At 67.0% G+C, this 20,606-nt stretch carries 19 protein-coding genes; all 19 read left to right on the forward strand.

Annotated elements, in window-relative coordinates; translation table 11 throughout:
- Nucleotides 1-411: 411 nt before the first annotated feature.
- Nucleotides 412-2,415, forward strand: a complete 2,004-nt coding sequence (locus AC3FKH_RS20595) for a gamma-glutamyltransferase family protein (protein ID WP_488677651.1) — start codon at nucleotides 412-414, stop codon at nucleotides 2,413-2,415.
- 534 nt (nucleotides 2,416-2,949) lie between these two features.
- On the forward strand, nucleotides 2,950-3,954 hold the full coding sequence (locus AC3FKH_RS20600; protein WP_488677652.1) for a sulfate ABC transporter substrate-binding protein: 1,005 nt from the start codon (nucleotides 2,950-2,952) through the stop codon (nucleotides 3,952-3,954).
- Nucleotides 3,955-4,031: 77 nt separating this feature from the next.
- On the forward strand, nucleotides 4,032-4,646 hold the full coding sequence (ssuE, locus tag AC3FKH_RS20605) for an NADPH-dependent FMN reductase (protein ID WP_488677653.1): 615 nt from the start codon (nucleotides 4,032-4,034) through the stop codon (nucleotides 4,644-4,646).
- Between the two features lie 196 nt (nucleotides 4,647-4,842).
- Nucleotides 4,843-5,901 carry a sulfonate ABC transporter substrate-binding protein gene (locus tag AC3FKH_RS20610; RefSeq protein ID WP_488677654.1) on the forward strand — a complete coding sequence of 353 codons (1,059 nt, stop codon included), beginning with the start codon at nucleotides 4,843-4,845 and terminating at the stop codon, nucleotides 5,899-5,901.
- A gap of 33 nt (nucleotides 5,902-5,934) precedes the next feature.
- Nucleotides 5,935-7,098: an FMNH2-dependent alkanesulfonate monooxygenase gene (gene ssuD, locus AC3FKH_RS20615; RefSeq protein ID WP_488677655.1), complete on the forward strand. Its 1,164-nt coding sequence runs from the start codon at nucleotides 5,935-5,937 to the stop codon at nucleotides 7,096-7,098.
- 10 nt (nucleotides 7,099-7,108) lie between these two features.
- Nucleotides 7,109-7,909, forward strand: a complete 801-nt coding sequence (gene ssuC, locus AC3FKH_RS20620; protein WP_488677656.1) for an aliphatic sulfonate ABC transporter permease SsuC — start codon at nucleotides 7,109-7,111, stop codon at nucleotides 7,907-7,909.
- 17 nt (nucleotides 7,910-7,926) lie between these two features.
- The gene (locus AC3FKH_RS20625; protein WP_488677658.1) at nucleotides 7,927-8,826 is read left to right on the forward strand and encodes an ATP-binding cassette domain-containing protein; all 900 of its coding nucleotides are present in this window, start codon (nucleotides 7,927-7,929) and stop codon (nucleotides 8,824-8,826) included.
- A gap of 66 nt (nucleotides 8,827-8,892) precedes the next feature.
- Nucleotides 8,893-9,108 carry a TOBE domain-containing protein gene (locus tag AC3FKH_RS20630; RefSeq protein WP_011298135.1) on the forward strand — a complete coding sequence of 72 codons (216 nt, stop codon included), beginning with the start codon at nucleotides 8,893-8,895 and terminating at the stop codon, nucleotides 9,106-9,108.
- 85 nt (nucleotides 9,109-9,193) lie between these two features.
- Nucleotides 9,194-10,036, forward strand: a complete 843-nt coding sequence (locus AC3FKH_RS20635; RefSeq protein WP_488677659.1) for an EAL domain-containing protein — start codon at nucleotides 9,194-9,196, stop codon at nucleotides 10,034-10,036.
- Nucleotides 10,033-10,692, forward strand: a complete 660-nt coding sequence (locus AC3FKH_RS20640; protein WP_488677660.1) for an RBBP9/YdeN family alpha/beta hydrolase — start codon at nucleotides 10,033-10,035, stop codon at nucleotides 10,690-10,692. Before AC3FKH_RS20635 ends, AC3FKH_RS20640 begins: the two co-directional genes overlap by 4 nt.
- Before the next feature lie 138 nt (nucleotides 10,693-10,830).
- The gene (gene cysT / locus AC3FKH_RS20645; protein WP_488677661.1) at nucleotides 10,831-11,787 is read left to right on the forward strand and encodes a sulfate ABC transporter permease subunit CysT; all 957 of its coding nucleotides are present in this window, start codon (nucleotides 10,831-10,833) and stop codon (nucleotides 11,785-11,787) included.
- A gap of 1 nt (nucleotide 11,788) precedes the next feature.
- Complete coding sequence (cysW, locus tag AC3FKH_RS20650; RefSeq protein ID WP_488677663.1) at nucleotides 11,789-12,712, forward strand: sulfate ABC transporter permease subunit CysW; 924 nt, start codon at nucleotides 11,789-11,791, stop codon at nucleotides 12,710-12,712.
- Nucleotides 12,709-13,845 carry a sulfate/molybdate ABC transporter ATP-binding protein gene (locus AC3FKH_RS20655; protein WP_488677664.1) on the forward strand — a complete coding sequence of 379 codons (1,137 nt, stop codon included), beginning with the start codon at nucleotides 12,709-12,711 and terminating at the stop codon, nucleotides 13,843-13,845. Before cysW ends, AC3FKH_RS20655 begins: the two co-directional genes overlap by 4 nt.
- Nucleotides 13,842-14,789 (forward strand): CysB family HTH-type transcriptional regulator, encoded by a 948-nt coding sequence (locus AC3FKH_RS20660; protein WP_488677666.1) that lies wholly within the window; start codon nucleotides 13,842-13,844, stop codon nucleotides 14,787-14,789. The genes AC3FKH_RS20655 and AC3FKH_RS20660 overlap by 4 nt, the downstream gene beginning before the upstream one ends.
- Nucleotides 14,790-15,043: 254 nt before the next feature.
- The gene (locus AC3FKH_RS20665; protein WP_488677668.1) at nucleotides 15,044-15,226 is read left to right on the forward strand and encodes a LiaI-LiaF-like domain-containing protein; all 183 of its coding nucleotides are present in this window, start codon (nucleotides 15,044-15,046) and stop codon (nucleotides 15,224-15,226) included.
- 87 nt (nucleotides 15,227-15,313) lie between these two features.
- The gene (locus AC3FKH_RS20670) at nucleotides 15,314-16,480 is read left to right on the forward strand and encodes a sensor histidine kinase (protein ID WP_488677669.1); all 1,167 of its coding nucleotides are present in this window, start codon (nucleotides 15,314-15,316) and stop codon (nucleotides 16,478-16,480) included.
- 74 nt (nucleotides 16,481-16,554) lie between these two features.
- Nucleotides 16,555-17,379: a LytR/AlgR family response regulator transcription factor gene (locus AC3FKH_RS20675; RefSeq protein ID WP_488677671.1), complete on the forward strand. Its 825-nt coding sequence runs from the start codon at nucleotides 16,555-16,557 to the stop codon at nucleotides 17,377-17,379.
- Nucleotides 17,380-17,535: 156 nt separating this feature from the next.
- The gene (locus tag AC3FKH_RS20680) at nucleotides 17,536-18,798 is read left to right on the forward strand and encodes an MFS transporter (RefSeq protein ID WP_488677672.1); all 1,263 of its coding nucleotides are present in this window, start codon (nucleotides 17,536-17,538) and stop codon (nucleotides 18,796-18,798) included.
- Between the two features lie 73 nt (nucleotides 18,799-18,871).
- The gene (locus tag AC3FKH_RS20685; RefSeq protein WP_488677673.1) at nucleotides 18,872-20,602 is read left to right on the forward strand and encodes a thiamine pyrophosphate-binding protein; all 1,731 of its coding nucleotides are present in this window, start codon (nucleotides 18,872-18,874) and stop codon (nucleotides 20,600-20,602) included.
- Nucleotides 20,603-20,606: the final 4 nt, after the last annotated feature.

The following is a 20,606-nucleotide window of genomic DNA, read 5'->3' on the forward strand; positions in this document are numbered from 1 at the left end:
GGTCCTTTTTTTGTTGCGCCACAGCATCGGCTTGGCCCGACTCCGCAGCCGCCGGACGATACGAGCCGTATGTCTGCTGCCTCACCGATGCTTTGCGAAAGCTACTTTCGATCGCGAGTTCAATGTACTAGTGTGGACACATGGATTGCTTGACAAGATAACAGTCAGCACGGTTATGAACACCCGCGTCGACCTGACGAACGCCTCCTGGAATCTGCCCTCGCGCTAAGCAGGGCGTTTCTCATCCCCAGCCCGTCGTACCCATTCTCCGAGCCATTCGGCCCGGCGGGCAGCGTTCGTCTTCGCCGCGATCTAACACCACGGCAGACCTCCGATCAAGACGCTTTGCCACGGCTGCCGTTTCGACATCCGCAGATCGCGCTCCGGCGCTACTTGTAGTGTGGAGGAAAGATGATGGTGCCAATTCGGAAGGTCCCCCTGGCGCTGGCGGCCGCGGTTGCCGGCACGCTGCTGGTTGTTTCCTGCGGTGGCAACGACGACAACTCGACGCCGGCCCCGCCCACGCCTCCCACCACGCCGCAGGCCGACAACAGCTGCCAGGTGCTGGCCAGCGATGGCAGCACCGTGGTGGTCGGGTCGAACCAGCCTGGTGATCCCGCGCTGCCTGAGGCCGCCACCGGCTATCGCACCGGGCTGAAGCCGGCCTATGCCAAGACCTATATGGTTTCGACCTCGAACGCCTATGCCAGCGCGGCCGGTTGCGCTGTGCTCAAGAAGGGCGGTTCGGCCGCGGACGCCGCCGTCGCCGTGCAAGCCGTGCTCGGGTTGACGGTGCCCGAGGCCACCGGGATGGGATCGGGCGGCTTTATGCTCTACTACGACGCTACCGCAAAGACCGTGCAAGCCTACGATGGACGCGAAACCGCGCCCGCAGCCGCCACCGAGAACTACCTGCGCTACGTTGACGATGCCACGGACCAGACGGCGCCCAAGCCGAATGCCCGTGCCAGTGGCCGCTCGATCGGCACGATCGGCGTGCCGCGGATGATCGAGCGCGTGCAGAAGGAACATGGCACGCTGGCATGGAAGGACCTGTTCGGTGACGCCATCTCGTTGGCTTCCAACGGCTTTCCGATCGGCGGGCGGCTCGCGCAGGCCATTTCCTCGAACGCGGCGAACCTGAAGCGCGACCCCGAGGCCACCGCCTATTTTTTCAATGCCGACGGCAGCCCGAAGGCGCTTGGCACGGTGCTCAAGAACCCGGCCTATGCCAACACCTTGACCGCCATGGCGGCGCAGGGCGCCGACGCGCTCTACAAGGGCGCCATTGCCAATGACATCATCGCCAAGATCGGTTCGACCGCCGCCCCGGACGGCACGCCGACCACGCCGGGCAAGACCACGCTGGCCGACCTGGCGGCCTACGAGGCCAAGCTGCGCGCTCCGGTCTGCGTCACCTACCGCGCGTACTGGATCTGCGGCGCGCCGCCGCCGACATCGGGCGGCATCACGGTGGCGTCGGCGATGCAGATCATCGAGAACTTCGACATGGCATCGCTCAGGCCCAATCCGATTGATGGCGAGGGTGGCAAGCCGACCGTGCAGGGCGTGCACCGCGTGAGCGAGGCCGAACGGCTGGCTTACGCGGATCGCGACAAGTATGTGGCGGATACCGACTTCGTGCCGTTGCCGGGCGGAACCTGGGACACGCTGCTGAACAAGCCCTACCTGCAGACGCGCGCCGCGCTGATCGATCCGGCCAAATCGATGGGCACGGCCGTGGCCGGCAACCTTGGTCCCGTGCCGCTGGGCATTTCGTCGCTGGTCGAACACGGCACCAACCACTACTCGATCGTCGATGCGCAGGGCAATGTGGTCAGCGCGACCACGTCGGTGGAGTCGAGCATGGGGTCGTTCCATATGACCAACGGCTTCCTGCTCAATAACCAGCTGACCGACTTTTCGGCAACGCCCGTCGATGGCACTGGCAACCCGATTGCCAACCGGGTGCAGCCGGGCAAGCGGCCGCGCAGCTCGATGGCGCCGACCATGGTGTTCCGCAAGGCGACCGACGGGTCGATGGGCGACTTCCTGATGGCCACGGGCTCCCCGGGCGGCGGCACCATTCCGCAATACGTGGTCAAGACGCTTGTGGGCGTGCTGGACTGGGGGCTGGACGCGCAGCAATCGTCCAACCTCGTGGACTTTGGTGCCAGCAACAGTCCCACCACGACCCTCGGGGGCGAGCATCCGGATATCGACACCAGCAACGGCGGCGCAAACGATCCGCTCATTACCGGGCTCAAGGCGCTGGGACACACCATCTCGACCTCGGCACAGTCCAGTGGCGTGAACACGATCCTGCGGACCCAGGCAGGCGGCGCGGCCGCGCTGCAGGGCGGCACCGACCCCCGGCGCGAGGGCGTTGTGCTGGGTAATACCTTCGTGCCATGACAAGAGACCGGGACACGGCGCCATCCTGGTCGTGTCCGCTTGTTTCTTTGGGGCAATCGTCCGCAATCGTGGCGCGGTTGATCTTCATCAACTGGACAATGAGAACGGCCCGCTAATATTCAAACCGTCATGGAGATGCGGGGGCGCTCTTCATGACTTGTCTACCCGTTTCCAAATGGAAACTTGGCCCGCACCGCTAACACGGTGCGGGCGTTTTCTTTTGGGCGTCCGGTTTTCGGCTCGGGCCGGCGTGCTACCGGCTGGCGCATGTTCATTGCGCCATGCGCGCCCGACATCCTCCACCCTGCAATTTCCTTGCGCTTGGCGCTGGCACAGCCCGGATCGGTGCCGTGCGCAGGCATGTGCATATTTCCGCTCGATCTTATGCGGAAAACACGCAAGGTTCGGCGAAAGCATTCGTTCCGTTCAGATAGGCCGCTCGGTAGTCTTGCTCCTGACACAAGCCCAGCCGCCAAGGCGGGCAGCCAATGAGGCGCTCCAGCGCCATTCACGACACCTGACGGGAGCAACAAGATGATTCGCAAGCTGGCCATCGGCCTGGCCGCAGCGGCCGCCCTCGGCGCCGCGCAGACAGCGACGGCAACCACACTGCTCAATGTTTCCTACGATCCGACGCGCGAGCTGTATGTGGACGTGAACGCCGCATTCGCCAAGGCATGGAAGGCGCAGGGCGGCGATGCCGTGACGGTGCGCCAGTCGCACGGCGGCTCGGGCAAGCAGGCCCGTTCGGTGATCGACGGGCTGGATGCCGACGTGGTCACGCTGGCGCTCGGCTACGACATCGACGCCATTGCCGAGAAGGGCCTGCTCAAGCCCGACTGGCAAAAGCGCCTGCCGCACAACGCTTCGCCCTACACGTCGACCATCGTGTTCCTTGTGCGCAAGGGCAATCCCAAGGGCATCAAGGACTGGAACGACCTGGTCAAGCCGGGCGTGCAGGTCATCACGCCGAACCCGAAGACCTCGGGCGGTGCGCGCTGGAACTACCTGGCGGCATGGGGCTATGCGCTGCGCCAGCCTGGCGGCAATGACAACAAGGCGCGCGATTTCGTCGGCGAGCTGCTCAAGCACGTGCCGGTGCTCGATTCGGGCGCGCGCGGCGCCACCACCACGTTCGTGGAACGCGGCCTGGGCGACGTGCTGATCGCCTGGGAGAACGAAGCGATCCTGGCCATCAAGGAACTGGGACCGGACAAGTTCGACATCGTTGCGCCGTCGGTGTCCATCCTGGCCGAGCCGCCGGTTGCCGTGGTCGACAAGGTGGTGGACAAGAAGGGCACCCGCAAGGCGGCCGAGGCCTACCTGCAGTTCCTGTACACCGACGAAGGCCAGGAGATCGCGGCCAAGAACTATTACCGGCCGATCTCCCCGAAAATCGCCGCCAAGTACGCGGCGAACTTCCCGAAGGTCAAGCTGTTCACGATCGATGAAGTGTTCGGCGGCTGGCAGAAGGCGCAGAAGACCCACTTTGCCGATGGCGGTTCGTTCGACCAGATCTACCTGCCCGGCAAGAAGTAATCCACCGAGACGGACGGGCCGGGGCCGGTGTCCCGGGCATCCGGCACCGTCCCGCCACCCCGAAGAAGGAAGCCCCGATGTCCATCCTCACCCTGTCCGGCAGTCCCTCGGCCCAATCGCGCTCCGCTCACCTGCTGGCCCACCTGCGCGGCGAGCTGGAAGCGGTTGGCGAAGGCACCCGTCACATCGACCTGCGCGGACTGCCCGCCGGCCCTCTGCTGGCTGCGCGCGCCGATGATCCCGCCATTGCCGCCGCCGCGCGCGCCGTCGCCGAGGCGCAGGTGGTGGTGCTGGCCACGCCGGTCTACAAGGCGGCGTACAGCGGCTTGCTGAAAGCCTTCCTCGATTTATTGCCGCAGACCGGCCTGCGCGACAAGGTCGTGCTGCCGATCGCCACCGGCGGCAGCCTGGCGCATGCGCTGGCGATCGACTATGCCCTGCGTCCGGTGCTGTCGGCACTCGGTTCGCGCCAAATCCTGCCCGGCATCTTTGCAGTGGACCAGCAGATCGAGATCGACGGAAGCGAGCCCGCGCGCTTTGACGCCGCGCTGGCGCTGCGCCTGGAAGAGGGCGTGCTGCGCGTGCGCGAGGCACTGGCCCGTGCGCGCATCGACGTCCCGCTCGAATTCGTGCCGGTCCCGCCGGCCCGGCGCGCCGCGCAAGCAGCGGTGGCGCAGCGATGTCCTGCCTGAGCTGATCCGTAGCCCCGCCGGCCACTAGCGCGTCAGCGCTGGCCGGCCTCACCGGCAATCCCTTTGTCATGCCGCCTGTGCACCAGGCCGGCAGGGCGGGTTGTTGCCCAGGTTACTGCACACATCGGCCGACGTTCCGGCCAAGATCATCCATGCAGACAGACTGCCGGACGCGTGCCGGCTCAGGAAAGAATCCATGACATCGTCCACTTTGTCGCCGGTTGCCGGCGAATCCTCAACCACCTCGCGTCATCCGCTGATCGCGGGCCAGCGTCGCCGCCGCGCCCTCATTGCTGCACTCGTGATCGCCACCGGCGTGGCCTATGGCCTGTTGCCGGGCCGCGCCGAAGCCCAGTCGAAGACCGTCGATGCCAAGGTGCTGCGCATCGGCTACCAGAAATACGGCACGCTGACGCTGCTGAAGGCGCGCGGCACGCTGGAGAAGCGCCTTGCGCCGCAGGGAATCACCGTCAAGTGGACCGAGTTCCCGGCCGGCCCGCAGCTGCTGGAAGGCCTCAATGTCGGCGCGATCGATTTCGGCACCGTTGGCGAGGCGCCGCCGATCTTTGCGCAGGCCGCCGGTGCGCAGCTCGCGTACATCGGCAACGAGCCGCCGGCGCCGACCGCGGAGGCGATCGTCGTACCCAAGGGCTCAGCCATCAAGAGCGTGGCGGACCTGCGCGGCAAGCGCGTGGCGCTGAACAAGGGCTCGAACGTCCATTACCTGCTGGTGCGCCAGCTTGAGAAGGCTGGCATTCCTTACAACGAGATTCAGTCCGTCTATTTGCCGCCGGCTGACGCGCGCGCTGCCTTCGAACGCGGCGCGGTCGACGCATGGGTGATCTGGGACCCGTTCCTGGCTGCCGCCGAAAAGCAGCTCGGCGCGCGCGTGCTGGCCGATGGCCGCGGCGCGGATGGCAAGAACGTGGTCAGCAACCACCAGTTCTATCTGGCATCGCGCCCGTATGCGGAGGCAAAGCCGGAGATCGTAAGGCTCTTGCTCGATGAACTGGCATCGCTGGGTGCGTGGGCCGAGAAGAACCCGAAAGACGCATCGGCCGTGCTGATCCGCGAAGTCGGCCTCGAGCCTGCCGTGCTGGAACTGGCCGTATCGCGCTTCTCGTATGGCGCGCGGCCGGTGAACGCCGAGGTGCTCGCCGAGCAACAACGCATCGCCGACGTGTTTCATTCGCTCAAGCTGATCCCGAAGCCGATCAAGGTCTCCGACGCGAGCTGGCAGCAGGCGCAGCGCTGAGACGCGCGGCCACAACGATAACGAGGTTCCGACATGCAAGTTTTCTGGTTTATCCCGACGCACGGCGACAGCCGCTATCTGGGCACGTCCGAGGGCGCACGCGAGGTCGGCATCGATTACCTGAAGCAGGTAGCCGTCGCCGCCGACACGCTTGGCTATGAGGGCGTGCTGATCCCCACTGGCCGCTCTTGCGAAGACCCGTGGGTAGTGGCGTCTGCGCTCGCTGCCGTGACACAGCGCCTGCGTTTTCTCGTGGCCGTGCGCCCGGGATTGATGACGCCGACGCTGGCCGCGCGCATGGCAGCCACGTTCGATCGAATCTCGAATGGCCGTCTGCTGGTCAACCTGGTGACAGGTGGCGACGTCGCCGAGCTGGAGGGCGACGGCCTGTTCCTCGATCACGCCGCGCGCTATGAGGCCTCGGCCGAATTCATCCGCATCTGGCGCGACGTGCTGGCAGCAAGCCACGACAGCGGCGAGATCAGCTTTGAAGGACGTCATCTCAAGGTGAAGGGCGCACGCGTGCTGTACCCGCCGTTGCAACGGCCGCATCCGCCGGTGTACTTCGGCGGCTCGTCTGCCGCGGCACATGAACTCGCAGGCGAGCAGGTCGATACCTACCTGACCTGGGGCGAGCCGCCGGCGGAGGTCGCGCAGAAACTCGCCGATGTGCGCAGGCACGCGGCACGCCACGGCCGCACGGTGAAGTTCGGCATCCGCTTGCATGTGATCGTGCGCGAGACCGAGGCTGCCGCCTGGGCCGCGGCCGACGATCTGATCAGCCGCCTCGACGACGACACTGTGGCGCGTGCGCAGGCGGTGTTCGCCAAGATGGATTCGGAGGGCCAGCGCCGCATGGCCGCCTTGCATGCCGGCGGCGGCAAGCGCACGCGCGAGGCACTGGAGATCAGCCCGAATCTGTGGGCCGGCGTGGGTCTGGTGCGTGGTGGCGCGGGCACTGCGCTTGTCGGAGATCCGCAACAGGTAGCGGAGCGCATGGGCGAATACGCGCAACTGGGCATCGACACCTTCGTGCTGTCCGGCTATCCGCATCTGGAAGAGGCCTACCGTTTCGCGGAACTGGTGTTCCCGCTGCTGCCGCGTTCGGTGCGAAGCAAGTTGCCGGGCCAGGTGCTGTCGGGGCCGTTCGGTGAAGTCATGGCGACTGGCATCGTGCCGCGCGCTTCGCAAAGCTGAGGAGATCGCCATGTCTGCTTCCCTGACCGCATCGCGCCGCGAATGGCGCACCGTGGCGCGCACGCTGGCGCCGTGGGTAGTGCCTGCGCTCCTGATCGTCGCCTGGCAGGCCGCCTCGCAGTACGGCTGGCTGTCCACACGCGTGCTGCCCGCGCCGTTGGCCGTGGTGCAGGCTGCGTGGGAACTGGCGCGTTCCGGTGAACTGTGGACCCATGTGTGGGTCAGCACGTGGCGCGCCGCTGTGGGCCTTGCCGTGGGCGGTGGCCTGGGCTTGCTGCTCGGCCTGCTGACCGGCACGTTCCGCAGCGCCGCCACGCTGCTCGACAGCACGCTGCAGATGATCCGCAACATCCCGACGCTGGCGCTGATCCCGCTGGTGATCCTCTGGTTCGGCATCGACGAGACCGCCAAGCTGTTCCTGGTTGCGCTGGGTGTGTTCTTTCCGGTGTACCTGAATACGTTCCACGGCATCCGCTCCGTCGATCCGGGGCTGGTCGAAATGGCGCGCAGCTACGGGCTCTCGGGCTGGTCGCTCTATCGCGAGGTGATCCTGCCCGGCGCGCTGCCCAGCATCCTGGTTGGCGTGCGTTTCTCGCTGGGGCTGATGTGGGTGATCCTGATCGTGGCCGAGACTATCTCCGCGCAGTCGGGCATCGGCTACATGACCATGAATGCGCGCGAGTTCCTGCAGACCGATGTGGTGCTGGTCGGCATCCTGCTCTATGCGCTGCTCGGCAAGCTGGCCGATGTGATGTCGCGCGGGCTGGAGCGCTTCTGGCTGCGCTGGCATCCGGGCTATCAAGCCGCCTGAAGCAGAGGAGAACTGACATGCAAAGCAATCCGGTAGAACAGGCTGCGCTCGCGTATGCCGATGCAAACCTGAAGGAAGTGCGCCGGGCACCCCAGTCTGATGCCCCCGCCGGCGGTGTGGCGCTGCACGTGCAGCAGGTGATCAAGCGCTATGACGGGCGCGAGGTGCTGCACCGTATCGAGCTGATCGCGGCACCGGGGGAGTTCGTCGCCATCGTCGGGCGCAGCGGCTGCGGCAAGAGCACCTTGCTGCGGCTCGTTGCCGGGCTGGAAGCCACGGACCAAGGCGCCATCACGCTCGATGCGCAACCGGCCCGCGCGCGGCAGCAGGACATCCGCGTGATGTTCCAGGATTCGCGCCTGCTGCCATGGAAACGCGTGCTGGAAAACGTCGCGCTGGGCCTGCCGCGCCAGCGTCTCGAAGAGGCGGCGGCGGTGCTGGCGCAGGTCGGTCTTGCGGATCGCGCGGATGCATGGCCGGCACGGCTTTCCGGCGGGCAACGCCAGCGTGTTGCCCTGGCGCGCGCGCTCGTGCATCACCCGCGCCTGCTGCTGCTTGACGAACCGCTCGGCGCGCTGGATGCGCTCACACGCATCGAGATGCAGGGGCTGATCGAATCGCTGTGGGGCCGGCTCGGCTTTACCGCGCTGCTGGTGACACACGATGTGTCCGAGGCCGTGGCACTGGCGGACCGCATCGTGCTGATCGAGGACGGCCACATTGCGATGGATGAGCCCGTCGCGCTTGCCAGGCCGCGGCAGCATGGTTCGGCAGCGTTCGCGCAATTGGAAGAGCGTGTGCTGCGCCGGGTCATGCAGCACACCTCGTCCGTTGGCTCGGCACCACAGGTCGAGCAGGAGCCCACTGCGGACTGGTCGCTGGTACGCACGGTGGAGTCGGTGCGCTTCGCGGTGTAACGCATCCGAAACCCGCACATCGTCATTACACAATCTTCATACGCCTTCACGAAAGGAGCTTCTATCATGAGCATTCAGGCCATCAACGTACGCAACCAGTTTCGCGGCAAGGTCGCCGCCATCATCGAAGGCCCGGTGGTTTCCGAAGTGGATGTGGAAACGCCGGCCGGCATCGTTACCTCGGTCATTACCACGCGCTCGATTCGCGATCTCGGCCTGACGCTGGGCAGTGAAGTCGTTGCGCTGGTCAAGGCGACCGAGGTATCCATTGCCAAGCTGTAAGTTGCCGCGGGCCATGTGCGCATGGCCCGCAGCCTGAACATCAAACGGAATACCGGCGCCGGGAGGCGCGAAAGGAAACAGTAGCATGGCCATCGCAGGCGCGAATGCACCCGAAGCCAGGTTGAGCGCTCTCGAGCGCTACCTTGACACGCTGCCGCGGCAGCCGCTGGCCGACCGCCAGTTGTGGCGCGATACGCGCGGCCAGGTGCAGGGCCAGTTCTTCAACTGTTCGCTGACCAGCGCGTTCGAGCCGCTGGTGACGCTGGCCGACCGCGAGGTCGTGGCACACGAAGGCGCGGTCCATACCTATGCGGAGGATGGCATGGGCCTGGCCGCGTGGAAGCTGTTTGCCATGGCGGCCGATGACACGACGCTGGTGTCGCTGGACCGTCTGTCGCGCCTGCTGCATGCGATCAATTACTTTGCGGCCGCAGGTTCGCACAAGCTCGTGCTCAATGTGCACAACCGCTTGCTGGCCGCGGTGGCGGATGACCACGGCGCCGCGTTCCGGCGCGCGCTGCAGTCGCTCGGACTGCCGCTGGAGCGATTCGTGATCCAGGTGCCGGCCAGTGCCAATGACGACCTGCCGCTGCTGCTGCACGTGGTGGGAAACTATCGCCGCAATGGCTTTGCCGTGAGCCTGCAGGCCTCCGACCCGGCCGAGGCCGGCGCGCTGATGGCGCACGCGGTGCCGGACTGGCTCAAGCTCGACATGCGCCGCACCTGGACCGATCGCCAGCTTGCCGGACTGCGCGCGAGCGCGGCCAGTTCCGGCGTGACGCTGATCGGCCGGCGGCTGCAGGACGCGCTGAGCGTGGAGCGCCTGCAGGCGGCCGGCATCGGGCTGGGGCAAGGGGCATTTGCCGGTGGACTGGTAACGCCCGCAAACCTGCGTGACGCGCGGACATTGAGCGAGGAGGTGGCATGACGGATAGCAGAAAGCCGGTTCCCCGGCTGGATATCCCCAGGCATCTGCAGGTGCTGACCGTGCCGGGCCTGCACGGCAGCGGCCCCGGCCACTGGCAGAGCCGCTGGGAGCAGCGCTTTCCCGACTGGCAGCGCGTGGAACAACACGACTGGTCGCGTCCGAGCCTGCCACTGTGGGCCGAACGCGTATCGGAGGGCGTGATGCGTGCACAGCGCGTGGCGGCACGCGGTGCCGTGCTGGTCGCGCACAGCTTCGGCTGCCTGGCCACGCTGCGGCAGGCGGCGCTGGATCCGGCCGGGATTGCGGGCGCGCTGCTGGTGGCGCCGGCCGACCCGGACAAGTTCGGCGTCGCCCACCTGCTGCCGACCTACCGGCTGCCGTTCCCGACGATCCTGGTGGCGAGCCGCAACGATCCATGGATGCCACAACGCACGGCCTTCAGCTGGGGCACGCTATGGGGCAGCGAGTTGATCGATGCGGGCAGCCTGAGTCACATCAATGCGGATTCCGGCCTCGACGAGTGGGGCGAAGGACTGGCCCTGCTCGGCACTTTGGTCCAGCGCATTGCATTCGAAGGTAGCGCCGAAGCCACTGGTGACCAGGCCGGGCCGTGGGAAGCGGGCGTAGAAGTGGCTTCCGCAGTTCCTTATATCTAATTCGTCTAAGAAAATTCGTAAAGATTCGTTCTGTTTATAAGGACGCATCTGCAGAATTTGTCTCGTAGGCCGGCGCCTTATGCGCCGGTTTCATAAGTGGGGCCCGCCTGGCGCGGGCTCCACCACAGACGAGACGACATGCCACCCTCCATTTCCCTGGCGGACACGCCACCCCCGGCCGCGCCAGAATCGCGCGCCACCCGCAGTGCGCCGGGACGCAACGGCCGCCAGCGCTTCACCGTGCTGCCGGGCTTTGGCCTGTCGCTGGGCTTCACGATCTTCTATCTGACGCTGATCGTCCTGATTCCGCTGTCGGCGGTGTTCCTGAAGACGTTCACGATGACGTGGGATGGTTTCTGGACCACGGTGACGGCGCCGCGCGTGGTGGCTTCCTACCAGCTGAGCTTTGGTGCGTCGCTGATCGCGGCAATCATCAATACGGTCTTCGGGCTGGCGGTGGCGTGGGTGCTGGTGCGCTACCGCTTTCCCGGCAAGCGCCTGATCGATGCGCTGGTGGACCTGCCGTTCGCACTGCCTACCGCGGTGGCGGGTATCGCGCTGACGGCGCTGTTCGCGGGCAATGGCTGGATCGGCCGCTACCTGGAGCCGCTCGGCATCAAGGTCGCCTTCACCCCGCTGGGCATAGTCGTGGCGCTCACGTTCATCGGCCTGCCGTTCGTCGTGCGCACGGTGCAGCCGGTGCTGGAAGACGTCGAGCAGGAACTGGAAGAGGCTGCGGCCAGCCTCGGCGCCACGCGCCTGCAGACCTTCGGACGCGTAATCCTGCCGGCCATCCTGCCGGCGCTGCTGACGGGCTTTGCGCTGTCGTTCGCGCGGGCCACCGGCGAGTACGGCTCGGTCGTGTTCATCTCCGGCAACATGCCGATGGTCTCGGAAATCGCGCCGCTGATGATCTATTCCAAGCTCGAGCAATACGACTACGCGGGCGCTACCGCGGTGGCCGTGGTGATGCTGGTGATTTCCTTCGCGCTGCTGCTGCTGATCAACCTGCTGCAGGCCTGGACCCGCCGCCACCAGTCTGGCGCGCGTGATGGCCTGGCACTGGAAGCGCCCGCCACGGGCAAGGAGCACTGACATGGCCGGCGCAGTTTCGGGCCGCCTCGGGCGGCAGGGCACGGCCCACCATAAATTTGACGCCACCGGCGAAGCGCCGTGGGTGCGTTACACGCTGATCACCGTGGCGGTGCTGTTCCTCACGCTGTTCCTGTTCGTGCCGCTCGCTTCGGTCTTCTACGAGGCGCTGCGCAAGGGCGTGCAGACCTACTGGGAAGCGCTGGTCGAGCCGGATGCTTTGTCCGCGATCCAGCTCACGCTGACGGTGGCGGCCATCGCCGTGCCGCTGAACCTGGTGTTCGGCGTGGCGGCGGCGTGGGCCATCGCCAAGTTCGAGTTTCCCGGGAAGAACCTGCTGATCACGCTGATCGACCTGCCGTTCTCGGTGTCGCCGGTGATCTCGGGCCTGGTCTATGTGCTGCTGTTCGGCGCGCAGGGCTGGTTCGGCCCGTGGCTGGAGGCGCATGACATCAAGATCATGTTCGCGGTGCCGGGCATCGTGCTGGCCACCATCTTCGTGACCTTCCCGTTCGTGGCGCGCGAGCTGATTCCGCTGATGCAGGCACAGGGCAGCGAAGAGGAAGAAGCGGCCATCGTGCTGGGCGCATCGGGCTGGCAGACGTTCCGGCATATCACGCTGCCCAATATCCGCTGGGGCCTGTTGTACGGCGTGATCCTGTGCAATGCGCGGGCGATGGGGGAGTTCGGCGCGGTGTCGGTGGTGTCGGGCCATATCCGCGGGCTGACCAACACCATGCCGCTGCATGTCGAGATCCTCTACAACGAGTACAACTTCGCGGCGGCATTCGCGGTGGCATCGCTGCTGACGCTGCTGGCCCTGGTCACGCTGGGCATCAAGACGCTGGTGGAACTCCGCGCCCGCAAGGAATACGAAGACGCTGCCGCGGAAGCCCCGCTGGCGGCATTGCAAGGACAGGCATCATGAGCATTCAGGTCAAGAACGTAGAGAAGCGCTTTGGCGATTTCGTCGCGCTGGACAACGTCTCGCTGGACTTCGAAGAGGGCGAGCTGACTGCGCTCCTCGGGCCATCAGGCTGCGGCAAGACCACGCTGCTGCGCATCATCGCGGGCCTGGAGCGTGCCGATGCGGGCCAGATCGTGCTGTCCGGACGCGATGCCTCGCAGCAGCACGTGCGCCAGCGCCAGGTGGGCTTCGTGTTCCAGCACTATGCCTTGTTCAAGCATATGAGCGTGTTCGAGAACGTGGCCTTCGGCCTGCGCGTGAAGCCGCGCGCCGAACGCCCGAGCGAGGCGCAGATCCGCGAGAAGGTGAAGTCGTTGCTCGAGCTGGTGCAGCTCGACTGGCTGGCCGACCGCTATCCCGCGCAGCTGTCTGGTGGACAGCGCCAGCGTATCGCACTGGCCCGCGCGCTGGCGGTGGAGCCGCGAGTGCTGCTGCTCGACGAACCGTTCGGCGCGCTCGACGCCAAGGTGCGCAAGGAGCTGCGCCGCTGGCTGCGGCGCCTGCACGACGAGCTGCACGTCACCAGCGTGTTCGTCACGCACGACCAGGAAGAGGCGCTGGAAGTGGCCGACCAGGTGGTGCTGATGAACCGTGGCCATGTCGAACAGTTTGGCTCGCCTGAAGCGGTCTACAACCATCCGGCCACGCCGTTCGTGTTTGGCTTCCTTGGCAATGTCAACCTGTTCCACGGACGCCTGGAAGTGGGCGAGAGCGGCGGCCTGCTGCATACCGGCGAAGCGGTGCTGCCGGTGGTGGGCAGCGGCCACGAGACCGCCGGCGATGCGGTGGCCTATGTGCGCCCGCACGACCTTGACCTGGAGCGCTACGCACCGGGCACCGACGGCATCGCCGTCACGCTGCGCCGCGCGCTGACGCTGGGCCCGGTGGCCCAGCTCGAACTCGAGCGCGAAGACAACCAGGACGTGATCGAAGTGGCCCTGCCGCTGGAGCGCTTCCGCCACGCAGGCTTCCGTGAAGGCGAACTGCTTGCGGTACGGCCGCGCCAGCTGCGCGTCTTCAACCAGCCGACACAACCACAATCGAACGCGCGCGCCAACGGCGCGGCGACAAGCCGACAAGGGGCAGTGCGATGAATTTCCAGCAACTCCGATCCATCCGCGAGGCGGTGCGCCGCCAGTTCAACCTGACCGAAGTCGCCAACGCGCTCTACACCTCGCAGCCGGGGGTATCGCGCCAGATCCGCGAACTGGAGGAAGAACTCGGTGTGGAGATTTTCGAGCGCTACGGCAAGCGCCTGACCGGGCTGACCGAGCCGGGCCGCGAGATCGTGCGCATTGTCGAACGCCTGCTGCTCGAGGCGGAGAACCTGCGCCAGGCTGGCGACGAATTCGCTGGCCGCCATACCGGCCGCCTGACGGTCGCCACGACCCACACGCAGGCGCGCTACGCCTTGCCCCGGGTGGTGCAGTCGTTCCGCCGCGCCTATCCGCACGTCACGCTGGCGCTGCAGGAAGCGTCGCCCACGCATATCGTCGAACTGCTGCTGACCGGGCAGGCCGACATCGGCATTGCGACCGAGGCGCTGGCCACCGAGTCCGGACTGACCTCGTTCGAGGCCTACACCTGGCAGCACGTGCTGGTGGTGTCGCCGGATCATCCGCTGACACGCCTGCCCGAACCGACGCTGGAGGACGTGGCCGGCTTTCCGCTGATCACGTACGACGCTGGCTTTACCGGACGGCGCAAGATCGACGGCGCCTTTGCCGAGGCCGGCCTGCAGCCCGAGATCGTGCTGACCGCGCTGGACGCCGACGTGATCAAGACCTATGCGGAGCTGGAACTGGGCGTGGGCATCATCGCGTCGATGGCCTATGACGAGCGCAAGGACACCGGCCTGGTGCGGATTTCCGCGGACCACCTGTTCGACTCCAACACCACCAGCGTGGCGTTGCGCCGCGGTGCCTACCTGCGCGGCTACGCGCACGCCTTCATCAATATGTTCGCGCCGCACCTGTCACGCGACACCGTCAGCAGCGCACTGGGCGAAGCCGACACGCAGCAGGCGCTGGCAGCCTGAGACCCGCGCCAGGCTGCTCCAATCGCCACACGGGCCACGGCGGTGGCCCGCTGCGGTGCCGGCTGCTGCGCACGCCGCAGTCCATCCGGCCACGGCGCGGTTCGCGCCGCGCGCCCGCCATTCGTCGCAAGACACTTTCCTTCCGGCCCACAAGCGTCGTAAAGTGCGTGCACATGCCGGGGAAGCCATCTCTCCGGTCTATGCCGCAGCGCAACAGATATTGCGCGCGATGCCATCGACGAAGGAGAGAGACCATGAAAGCTGGCCGCAACGGCCGGGGCGTGCTTGTCCCGTTGATTCTGATCCTGGCTGGGGGCGTACTCCTGCTGCAACATCGCGGCATGCTGCCCGCCCAGTTCGCCCATGACTGGTGGCCCGTGCTGCTGGTGGTGGCGGGCGTGATCCTGCTGGGCCGCCGGCTTGCGCTGCGGCGCTGAACCCGACGACTGGCCGGTGACCGCGACACGCGGTGACCGCCGGCATCCGGACCCTCCCGCATTGCACCCGGCACAGGCCGCGCTAACATGAACGCCATGGACCGCTGTCTTTCCTCCGCCATTCCTTCCCGACTGACCATCCTCGGGCGCGACCTGCTGTTCGTGCTGTGCATGAACACGGTGATTGCCGTCAGCCTCAACTATGGCTTCCAGACGGGCGGCACGCTGTGGCACAACTTTGTCTATAGCCACCTGATCGGCTTGTCGATCTGGCTGCTGATCGATATCCCGCGTGTGCTGATCTGGTGGAATGAACGCCCGCGGCGCTGGCCATTCCTGATCCTGGCCGCTGCCGCCGTGCCCATGGGTGTGGTCCTGGGCAGCTGGGCCACGCGCGAGGTGCTGGACTTGCCGCCAAAGCTCTCCGCCGAAACCGGGGACATGCTGCGCATGTGCCTGGTGGTGGGCATGCTGGCGTCGGCGAGCATGATCTACTTCTACTGGTCGCGCGAAAAGCTCGCTTACCTGGAGCGCCAGGCCGCGCTTGACGCCCTGCAGCGCGAGGAGGCCGAGAAGCAGCTCGTACGCGCCCAGCTGATGGCGCTGCAGGCGCAGATCGAGCCGCATTTCCTGTTCAATTCACTGGCCAACCTCGACGGGCTGATCGCTACCGACCCGCGCGCGGCGCGCAAGCTGCTGCAGCGGCTGATCGGATTCCTGCGCACCTCGCTCCTGCATACGCGCGCGGAACAGTGCACGCTGCGCCAGGAGTTCGAGCTGCTGCGCAGCTACCTGGACATCCAGGGCATGCGCTTCGGCACGCGGCTGGGCTTTGACATCGACCTGCCGCCCGCGCTGGACGGCGTGGAGATACCGCCTATGCTGATCCAGCCGCTGGTGGAGAACGCGGTGACGCATGGCATCGAGCCCTGCATGCGCGGCGGCCATATCACGCTGTCGGCGCGCGCGGCCGGGGACGACGCGGTGCAAGTCATCATTGCCGACACCGGAGTCGGGTTTGGCCATGGCTCGGGCAAGGGCTCGGGTCTGGGCCTGACTCATGTGCGCGAACGGCTGGCGCGTATTTTCGGTGCGGCGGCCAGCATGCAGATGGAAGAAAACACGCCGCGCGGCGTGGTGGTGCGGCTGACGCTGCCGTTGACCCGGCACACCGAGTTGCCGGTGCCGCCGCCAGTGCCCGCCGCAGTGCCGGCCACGCCTGCCGGCGTAACGCCGGCCATGCCGCGCCCTTGATCATTCGAGTCGGGCACCGTCCAATGCCCGCTCATCCTGCCTGCTGACGCTGGTCACGCCCCCTGATCTCCGCCATGACCCCAACCCTGCTGATTGCCGATGATGAACCTTTGCTGGCCCGCGTGCTGGAATCCGAGCTGGCGGTGCTGTGGCCCGAAGCCAGGATCGCCGGCGTGGTCCATGACGGCGTGTCGGCGCTCGATGCGGCGCGCCAGCACCAGCCCACCGTCGTGTTCCTCGACATCCGCATGCCCGGCATGAGCGGCATGGAAGTGGCACGCGAGCTGGTCGACTTCGATGTGCCGCCGCTGGTGGTATTCGTGACCGCCTACGACCAGTTCGCGCTGGAGGCGTTCGAGCGGGCCGCTGTCGACTATGTGCTCAAGCCCGTGCAGCACGAGCGGCTGGAGGCGACCGTCGCGCGCCTGAAGGCGCGCCTGGCGGCGGCCCTTGCCGAGGCCGAGCCAAGCACGGCCCCGATCGACAACGGCCAGCTCGCGCAACTGCTCCATCGCCTCGAAGCGCTGGAACACCCGGCAATGGGCGCACGCGGCGCGCCGGAGCCGCAGGGCAACTACCTGCGCTTTATCCGTGCGCTGGTCGGGCAGGAGGTGCGCATCATCCCGGTCGACGAGGTGATCTACCTGGAAGCCACCGACAAGTATGTCAACGTGGTCTCCGCCGGCGGTGAAGCGCTGATCCGCACCAGCCTGCGCGAACTGACCCAGCAGCTCGATCCCGAGCGCTTCTGGCAGATCCACCGCGGCACGGTGGTCAATATCGCGTGCGTGGCCAGCGCGGTCACGCAGTCGCTGGGGCGCGTGTCGCTGCGCTTGCGCGACCGGCCGGAATCGCTGCCCGTGGCCAGGCAGTACGCGTACCTGTTCAAGCAGATGTAGCGGCCGCGGACATTGCGGCGCGCGCTGCACCGGTATGCAGCCGGTTGCGGTTTTCCTCTATGATGCGAGCTTCGGTGCGCGCTTTTGCCTGCCCTCGCGGACAGGCGTGCGGCGCGTCTGCCTGCCCAGCTGGCTCCATCCCGCGAATCCGCCGCCATGACTACCGCTGCTCTCGATCCCAGCCGCAATCCGCTTCGCCATGATGCCCAGGTGATCGGCCTGGTCGGGCTGGCGCATGGGGTCTCCCACTTCTATCACCTGCTGCTGGCACCGCTGTTTCCGTGGATCAAGGCGGAGTTCGGCCTGAGCTATGCCGAGCTTGGCCTGCTGATGACGGTCTTCTTCGCGGTGTCGGCGGTGGTGCAGACGGCTTCGGGTTTCGTGGTGGACCGCATCGGGGCGCGGCCGGTCCTGTTTGCCGGGCTGGCGTTCCTGGGCTCGGCCGCCTTGCTGCTGTCGGCCAGTTCCGGCTATGCCGCGCTGCTGCTCGGCGCCGGCGTGGCGGGGCTGGGCAACGGCGTATTCCATCCGGCCGATTTCACGCTGCTGAACAAGCATGTGTCGCAGCCCCGGCTGGGCCACGCGTTCTCGGTGCACGGCATCTCGGGCAACCTCGGCTGGGCGGCCGCACCGGTGTTCCTCGTGACCATTGCCAACCTGGCCACGTGGCGCGTGGCACTGGCTGCCGCGTCGATCGTGGCGTTCGGCGTGCTGGCGGTGCTGCTGGTCCTGCGCCACGTGCTCGACCCGCGCGAGCTTGGCAGTGCGGTGGGCCGTCCCAAGGCCGCGCAGGCCGGCGCCGGTGGCAGCCTGCTTGGCTTCCTGAAGCTGCCGCAGGTGTGGGTGTGCTGGGCCTTCTTCCTGCTGACCACGTTCTCGGCGGCCGGCATCCAGAGCTTCGCACCGACCGCGCTCACGCAGCTCTACGGCATTCCCTTCACACTGGCCACCGCGTCCTACACCATCTACATGCTGTGCAGCGCCGGCGGCATGCTGGTCGGCGGGTTTGCCGCCAGCCGCACCAGCAACCATGACCGGCTGATCGCGCTGAGCTTCACTGTGTCCGGGCTGATGGCCATACTCGTGGGCCTGAACGTCGCGCCGGGCCTGCTGGTGCCGGCGCTGCTCGGCGTGATCGGCTTCGGCGCGGGTACGGCCGGCCCTTCGCGGGACCTGCTTGTGCGTGCGGCGGCGCCGGCCGGCGCCACGGGCCGCGTGTACGGCGTGGTCTATTCGGGGCTGGACATCGGCCTGGCCAGCGGACCGCTGTTCTTTGGCGCGCTGATGGACGCGCACCTGCCCAACTGGGTGTTCTTCACGATCGGCGGCTTCCAGCTGCTGTCGATCTTCACCGCGGTGACGGTCGGCAACGGCAACCGTTTACGCCGCGGCGCCGCGGCACGGGCGCCGGCCGCCTAGGACGGGCTGCCGCCGCGTCGCATTCCCGCGCGCCCGCCACTCCGGCGCTCCCGCGTTTTTCCGAGGATCCTTCATGTCATCCAAGCCTGTTTCCGCCGGCACCGCGCAGCCTGAACCGATGTGCGGCGGCCATATCCTGGTCGATGCGCTGCTGGCGCATGGCGCCGAACTGGCCTTTGGCGTGCCTGGCGAGAGCTACCTGGCGGTGCTCGACGGCTTTCACCGCCGGCGCGACCAGATGCGCTTTGTCATCTGCCGCCAGGAAGGCGGCGCGGCGGTCATGGCCGAAGCCTACGGCAAGCTCACGGGCCGCCCGGGGCTGGCCTTCTGCACGCGCGGACCGGGCGCCACCAATGCCAGCATCGGCGTGCACACGGCCTTCCAGGATTCGACGCCGATGATCCTGTTCATCGGCCAGGTCGGCCAGGACTTCGCGGACCGCGAAGCTTTTCAGGAGATCGACTACCGCCGCATGTTCGGCCAGATGGCCAAGTGGGTCGCGCAGATCGATCGCGTCGAACGGATTCCCGAGTACATCGCGCGCGCCTACCAGACCGCCACCTCGGGGCGGCCGGGCCCGGTGGTGCTGGCCTTGCCCGAAGACATGCTGACGCAGGAGGCGGTCGTGCCGCAGTTGGCGGCCTACCAGCGCGTGATAAGCTGGCCCGGCGATGACGACCTGCAGCGCCTGTCGGACAGACTCGCAGCGGCGGAGCGCCCGTTCGTGCTGCTCGGCGGCAGTGGCTGGACGCCTGAAGCGTGCGTGCAGATCCAGCAGTTCGCCGAGCGCTTTTCACTGCCGGTTGGTTGCGCGTTCCGCGGCCAGGACCTGTTCGACAACCGGCACCCGAACTATGCCGGCGATGTCGGTATCGGCATCAACCCCGCCTTGGCCGAACGCGTTCGCGACGCGGACCTCGTGCTGGCAATCGGCCCGCGCCTTGGCGAGATGACCACGGGCGGCTATGCGCTGATCCGCGCGCCGCGGCCGGCGCAGCAGCTGATCCATGTCCACGCCGGGGCGGAGGAACTGGGCAGCGTCTACCAGGCGGACCTGATGATCCACGCCTCGATGCCGGCGATCGCCGCGCGCCTCGCCGCATTGCCGTCGCCGGCGGCGCCGCCGCGCTGGCAGGACTGGGCGCGCGACGCGCACGCCGACTACGAACGTTACCTGGCCCCGACCGCCTATACGGGGCAGGGCGTCGACATGGCCGACGTGATCCGCACCCTTGACCGCCTGCTGCCTGCGGATGCCGTCGTGACCAACGGCGCGGGCAATTACGCCGGCTGGCTGCACCGCTATTTCCACTATCGTCCGTTCGCGGGGGGCGGCCGCGGCCAGCTTGCGCCGACCAGTGGCGCCATGGGCTACGGCGTGCCGGCAGCCGTGGGCGCAAAGATTGCGTTCCCGCAGCGCACGGTCGTGGCGCTGGCAGGCGATGGCTGCTTCCTGATGAACGGGCAGGAGCTGGCCACCGCCATGCAATACAACGCGCCGGTGATCATCATCGTCGTCAACAACGGCATGTATGGGACCATCCGCATGCACCAGGAGCGTGAGTATCCGGCCCACGAATCGGGCACGGCGCTGCAGAACCCGGACTTTGCCGCGCTGGCCCGTGCCTATGGCGCGCGCGGCGCGACGGTGACGACGACCGGGGCGTTCGAACTCGCGCTGCGCGAAGCGCTGGCCGCACCGGTGTCCACGCTGATCGAGATCCAGGTGGATCCGGATGTGATCACGCCGCGCACCACGCTCAGCGCCATTCGTGCGCAGGCGCTGGCCAGCGGCAAGCCGTAAGGCC

The organism is Cupriavidus sp. 21MJTG02-4, assembly GCF_057798975.1.

What these genes read in the sequence shown, in the direction of transcription:
- AC3FKH_RS20595 (WP_488677651.1), top strand. Translation starts at nt 412, where the DNA reads ATGATGGTGCCAATTCGGAAGGTCCCCCTGGCGCTGGCGGCCGCGGTT.
- AC3FKH_RS20600 (WP_488677652.1), top strand. Translation starts at nt 2,950, where the DNA reads ATGATTCGCAAGCTGGCCATCGGCCTGGCCGCAGCGGCCGCCCTCGGC.
- ssuE (WP_488677653.1), top strand. Translation starts at nt 4,032, where the DNA reads ATGTCCATCCTCACCCTGTCCGGCAGTCCCTCGGCCCAATCGCGCTCC.
- AC3FKH_RS20610 (WP_488677654.1), top strand. Translation starts at nt 4,843, where the DNA reads ATGACATCGTCCACTTTGTCGCCGGTTGCCGGCGAATCCTCAACCACC.
- ssuD (WP_488677655.1), top strand. Translation starts at nt 5,935, where the DNA reads ATGCAAGTTTTCTGGTTTATCCCGACGCACGGCGACAGCCGCTATCTG.
- ssuC (WP_488677656.1), top strand. Translation starts at nt 7,109, where the DNA reads ATGTCTGCTTCCCTGACCGCATCGCGCCGCGAATGGCGCACCGTGGCG.
- AC3FKH_RS20625 (WP_488677658.1), top strand. Translation starts at nt 7,927, where the DNA reads ATGCAAAGCAATCCGGTAGAACAGGCTGCGCTCGCGTATGCCGATGCA.
- AC3FKH_RS20630 (WP_011298135.1), top strand. Translation starts at nt 8,893, where the DNA reads ATGAGCATTCAGGCCATCAACGTACGCAACCAGTTTCGCGGCAAGGTC.
- AC3FKH_RS20635 (WP_488677659.1), top strand. Translation starts at nt 9,194, where the DNA reads ATGGCCATCGCAGGCGCGAATGCACCCGAAGCCAGGTTGAGCGCTCTC.
- AC3FKH_RS20640 (WP_488677660.1), top strand. Translation starts at nt 10,033, where the DNA reads ATGACGGATAGCAGAAAGCCGGTTCCCCGGCTGGATATCCCCAGGCAT.
- cysT (WP_488677661.1), top strand. Translation starts at nt 10,831, where the DNA reads ATGCCACCCTCCATTTCCCTGGCGGACACGCCACCCCCGGCCGCGCCA.
- cysW (WP_488677663.1), top strand. Translation starts at nt 11,789, where the DNA reads ATGGCCGGCGCAGTTTCGGGCCGCCTCGGGCGGCAGGGCACGGCCCAC.
- AC3FKH_RS20655 (WP_488677664.1), top strand. Translation starts at nt 12,709, where the DNA reads ATGAGCATTCAGGTCAAGAACGTAGAGAAGCGCTTTGGCGATTTCGTC.
- AC3FKH_RS20660 (WP_488677666.1), top strand. Translation starts at nt 13,842, where the DNA reads ATGAATTTCCAGCAACTCCGATCCATCCGCGAGGCGGTGCGCCGCCAG.
- AC3FKH_RS20665 (WP_488677668.1), top strand. Translation starts at nt 15,044, where the DNA reads ATGAAAGCTGGCCGCAACGGCCGGGGCGTGCTTGTCCCGTTGATTCTG.
- AC3FKH_RS20670 (WP_488677669.1), top strand. Translation starts at nt 15,314, where the DNA reads ATGAACGCCATGGACCGCTGTCTTTCCTCCGCCATTCCTTCCCGACTG.
- AC3FKH_RS20675 (WP_488677671.1), top strand. Translation starts at nt 16,555, where the DNA reads ATGACCCCAACCCTGCTGATTGCCGATGATGAACCTTTGCTGGCCCGC.
- AC3FKH_RS20680 (WP_488677672.1), top strand. Translation starts at nt 17,536, where the DNA reads ATGACTACCGCTGCTCTCGATCCCAGCCGCAATCCGCTTCGCCATGAT.
- AC3FKH_RS20685 (WP_488677673.1), top strand. Translation starts at nt 18,872, where the DNA reads ATGTCATCCAAGCCTGTTTCCGCCGGCACCGCGCAGCCTGAACCGATG.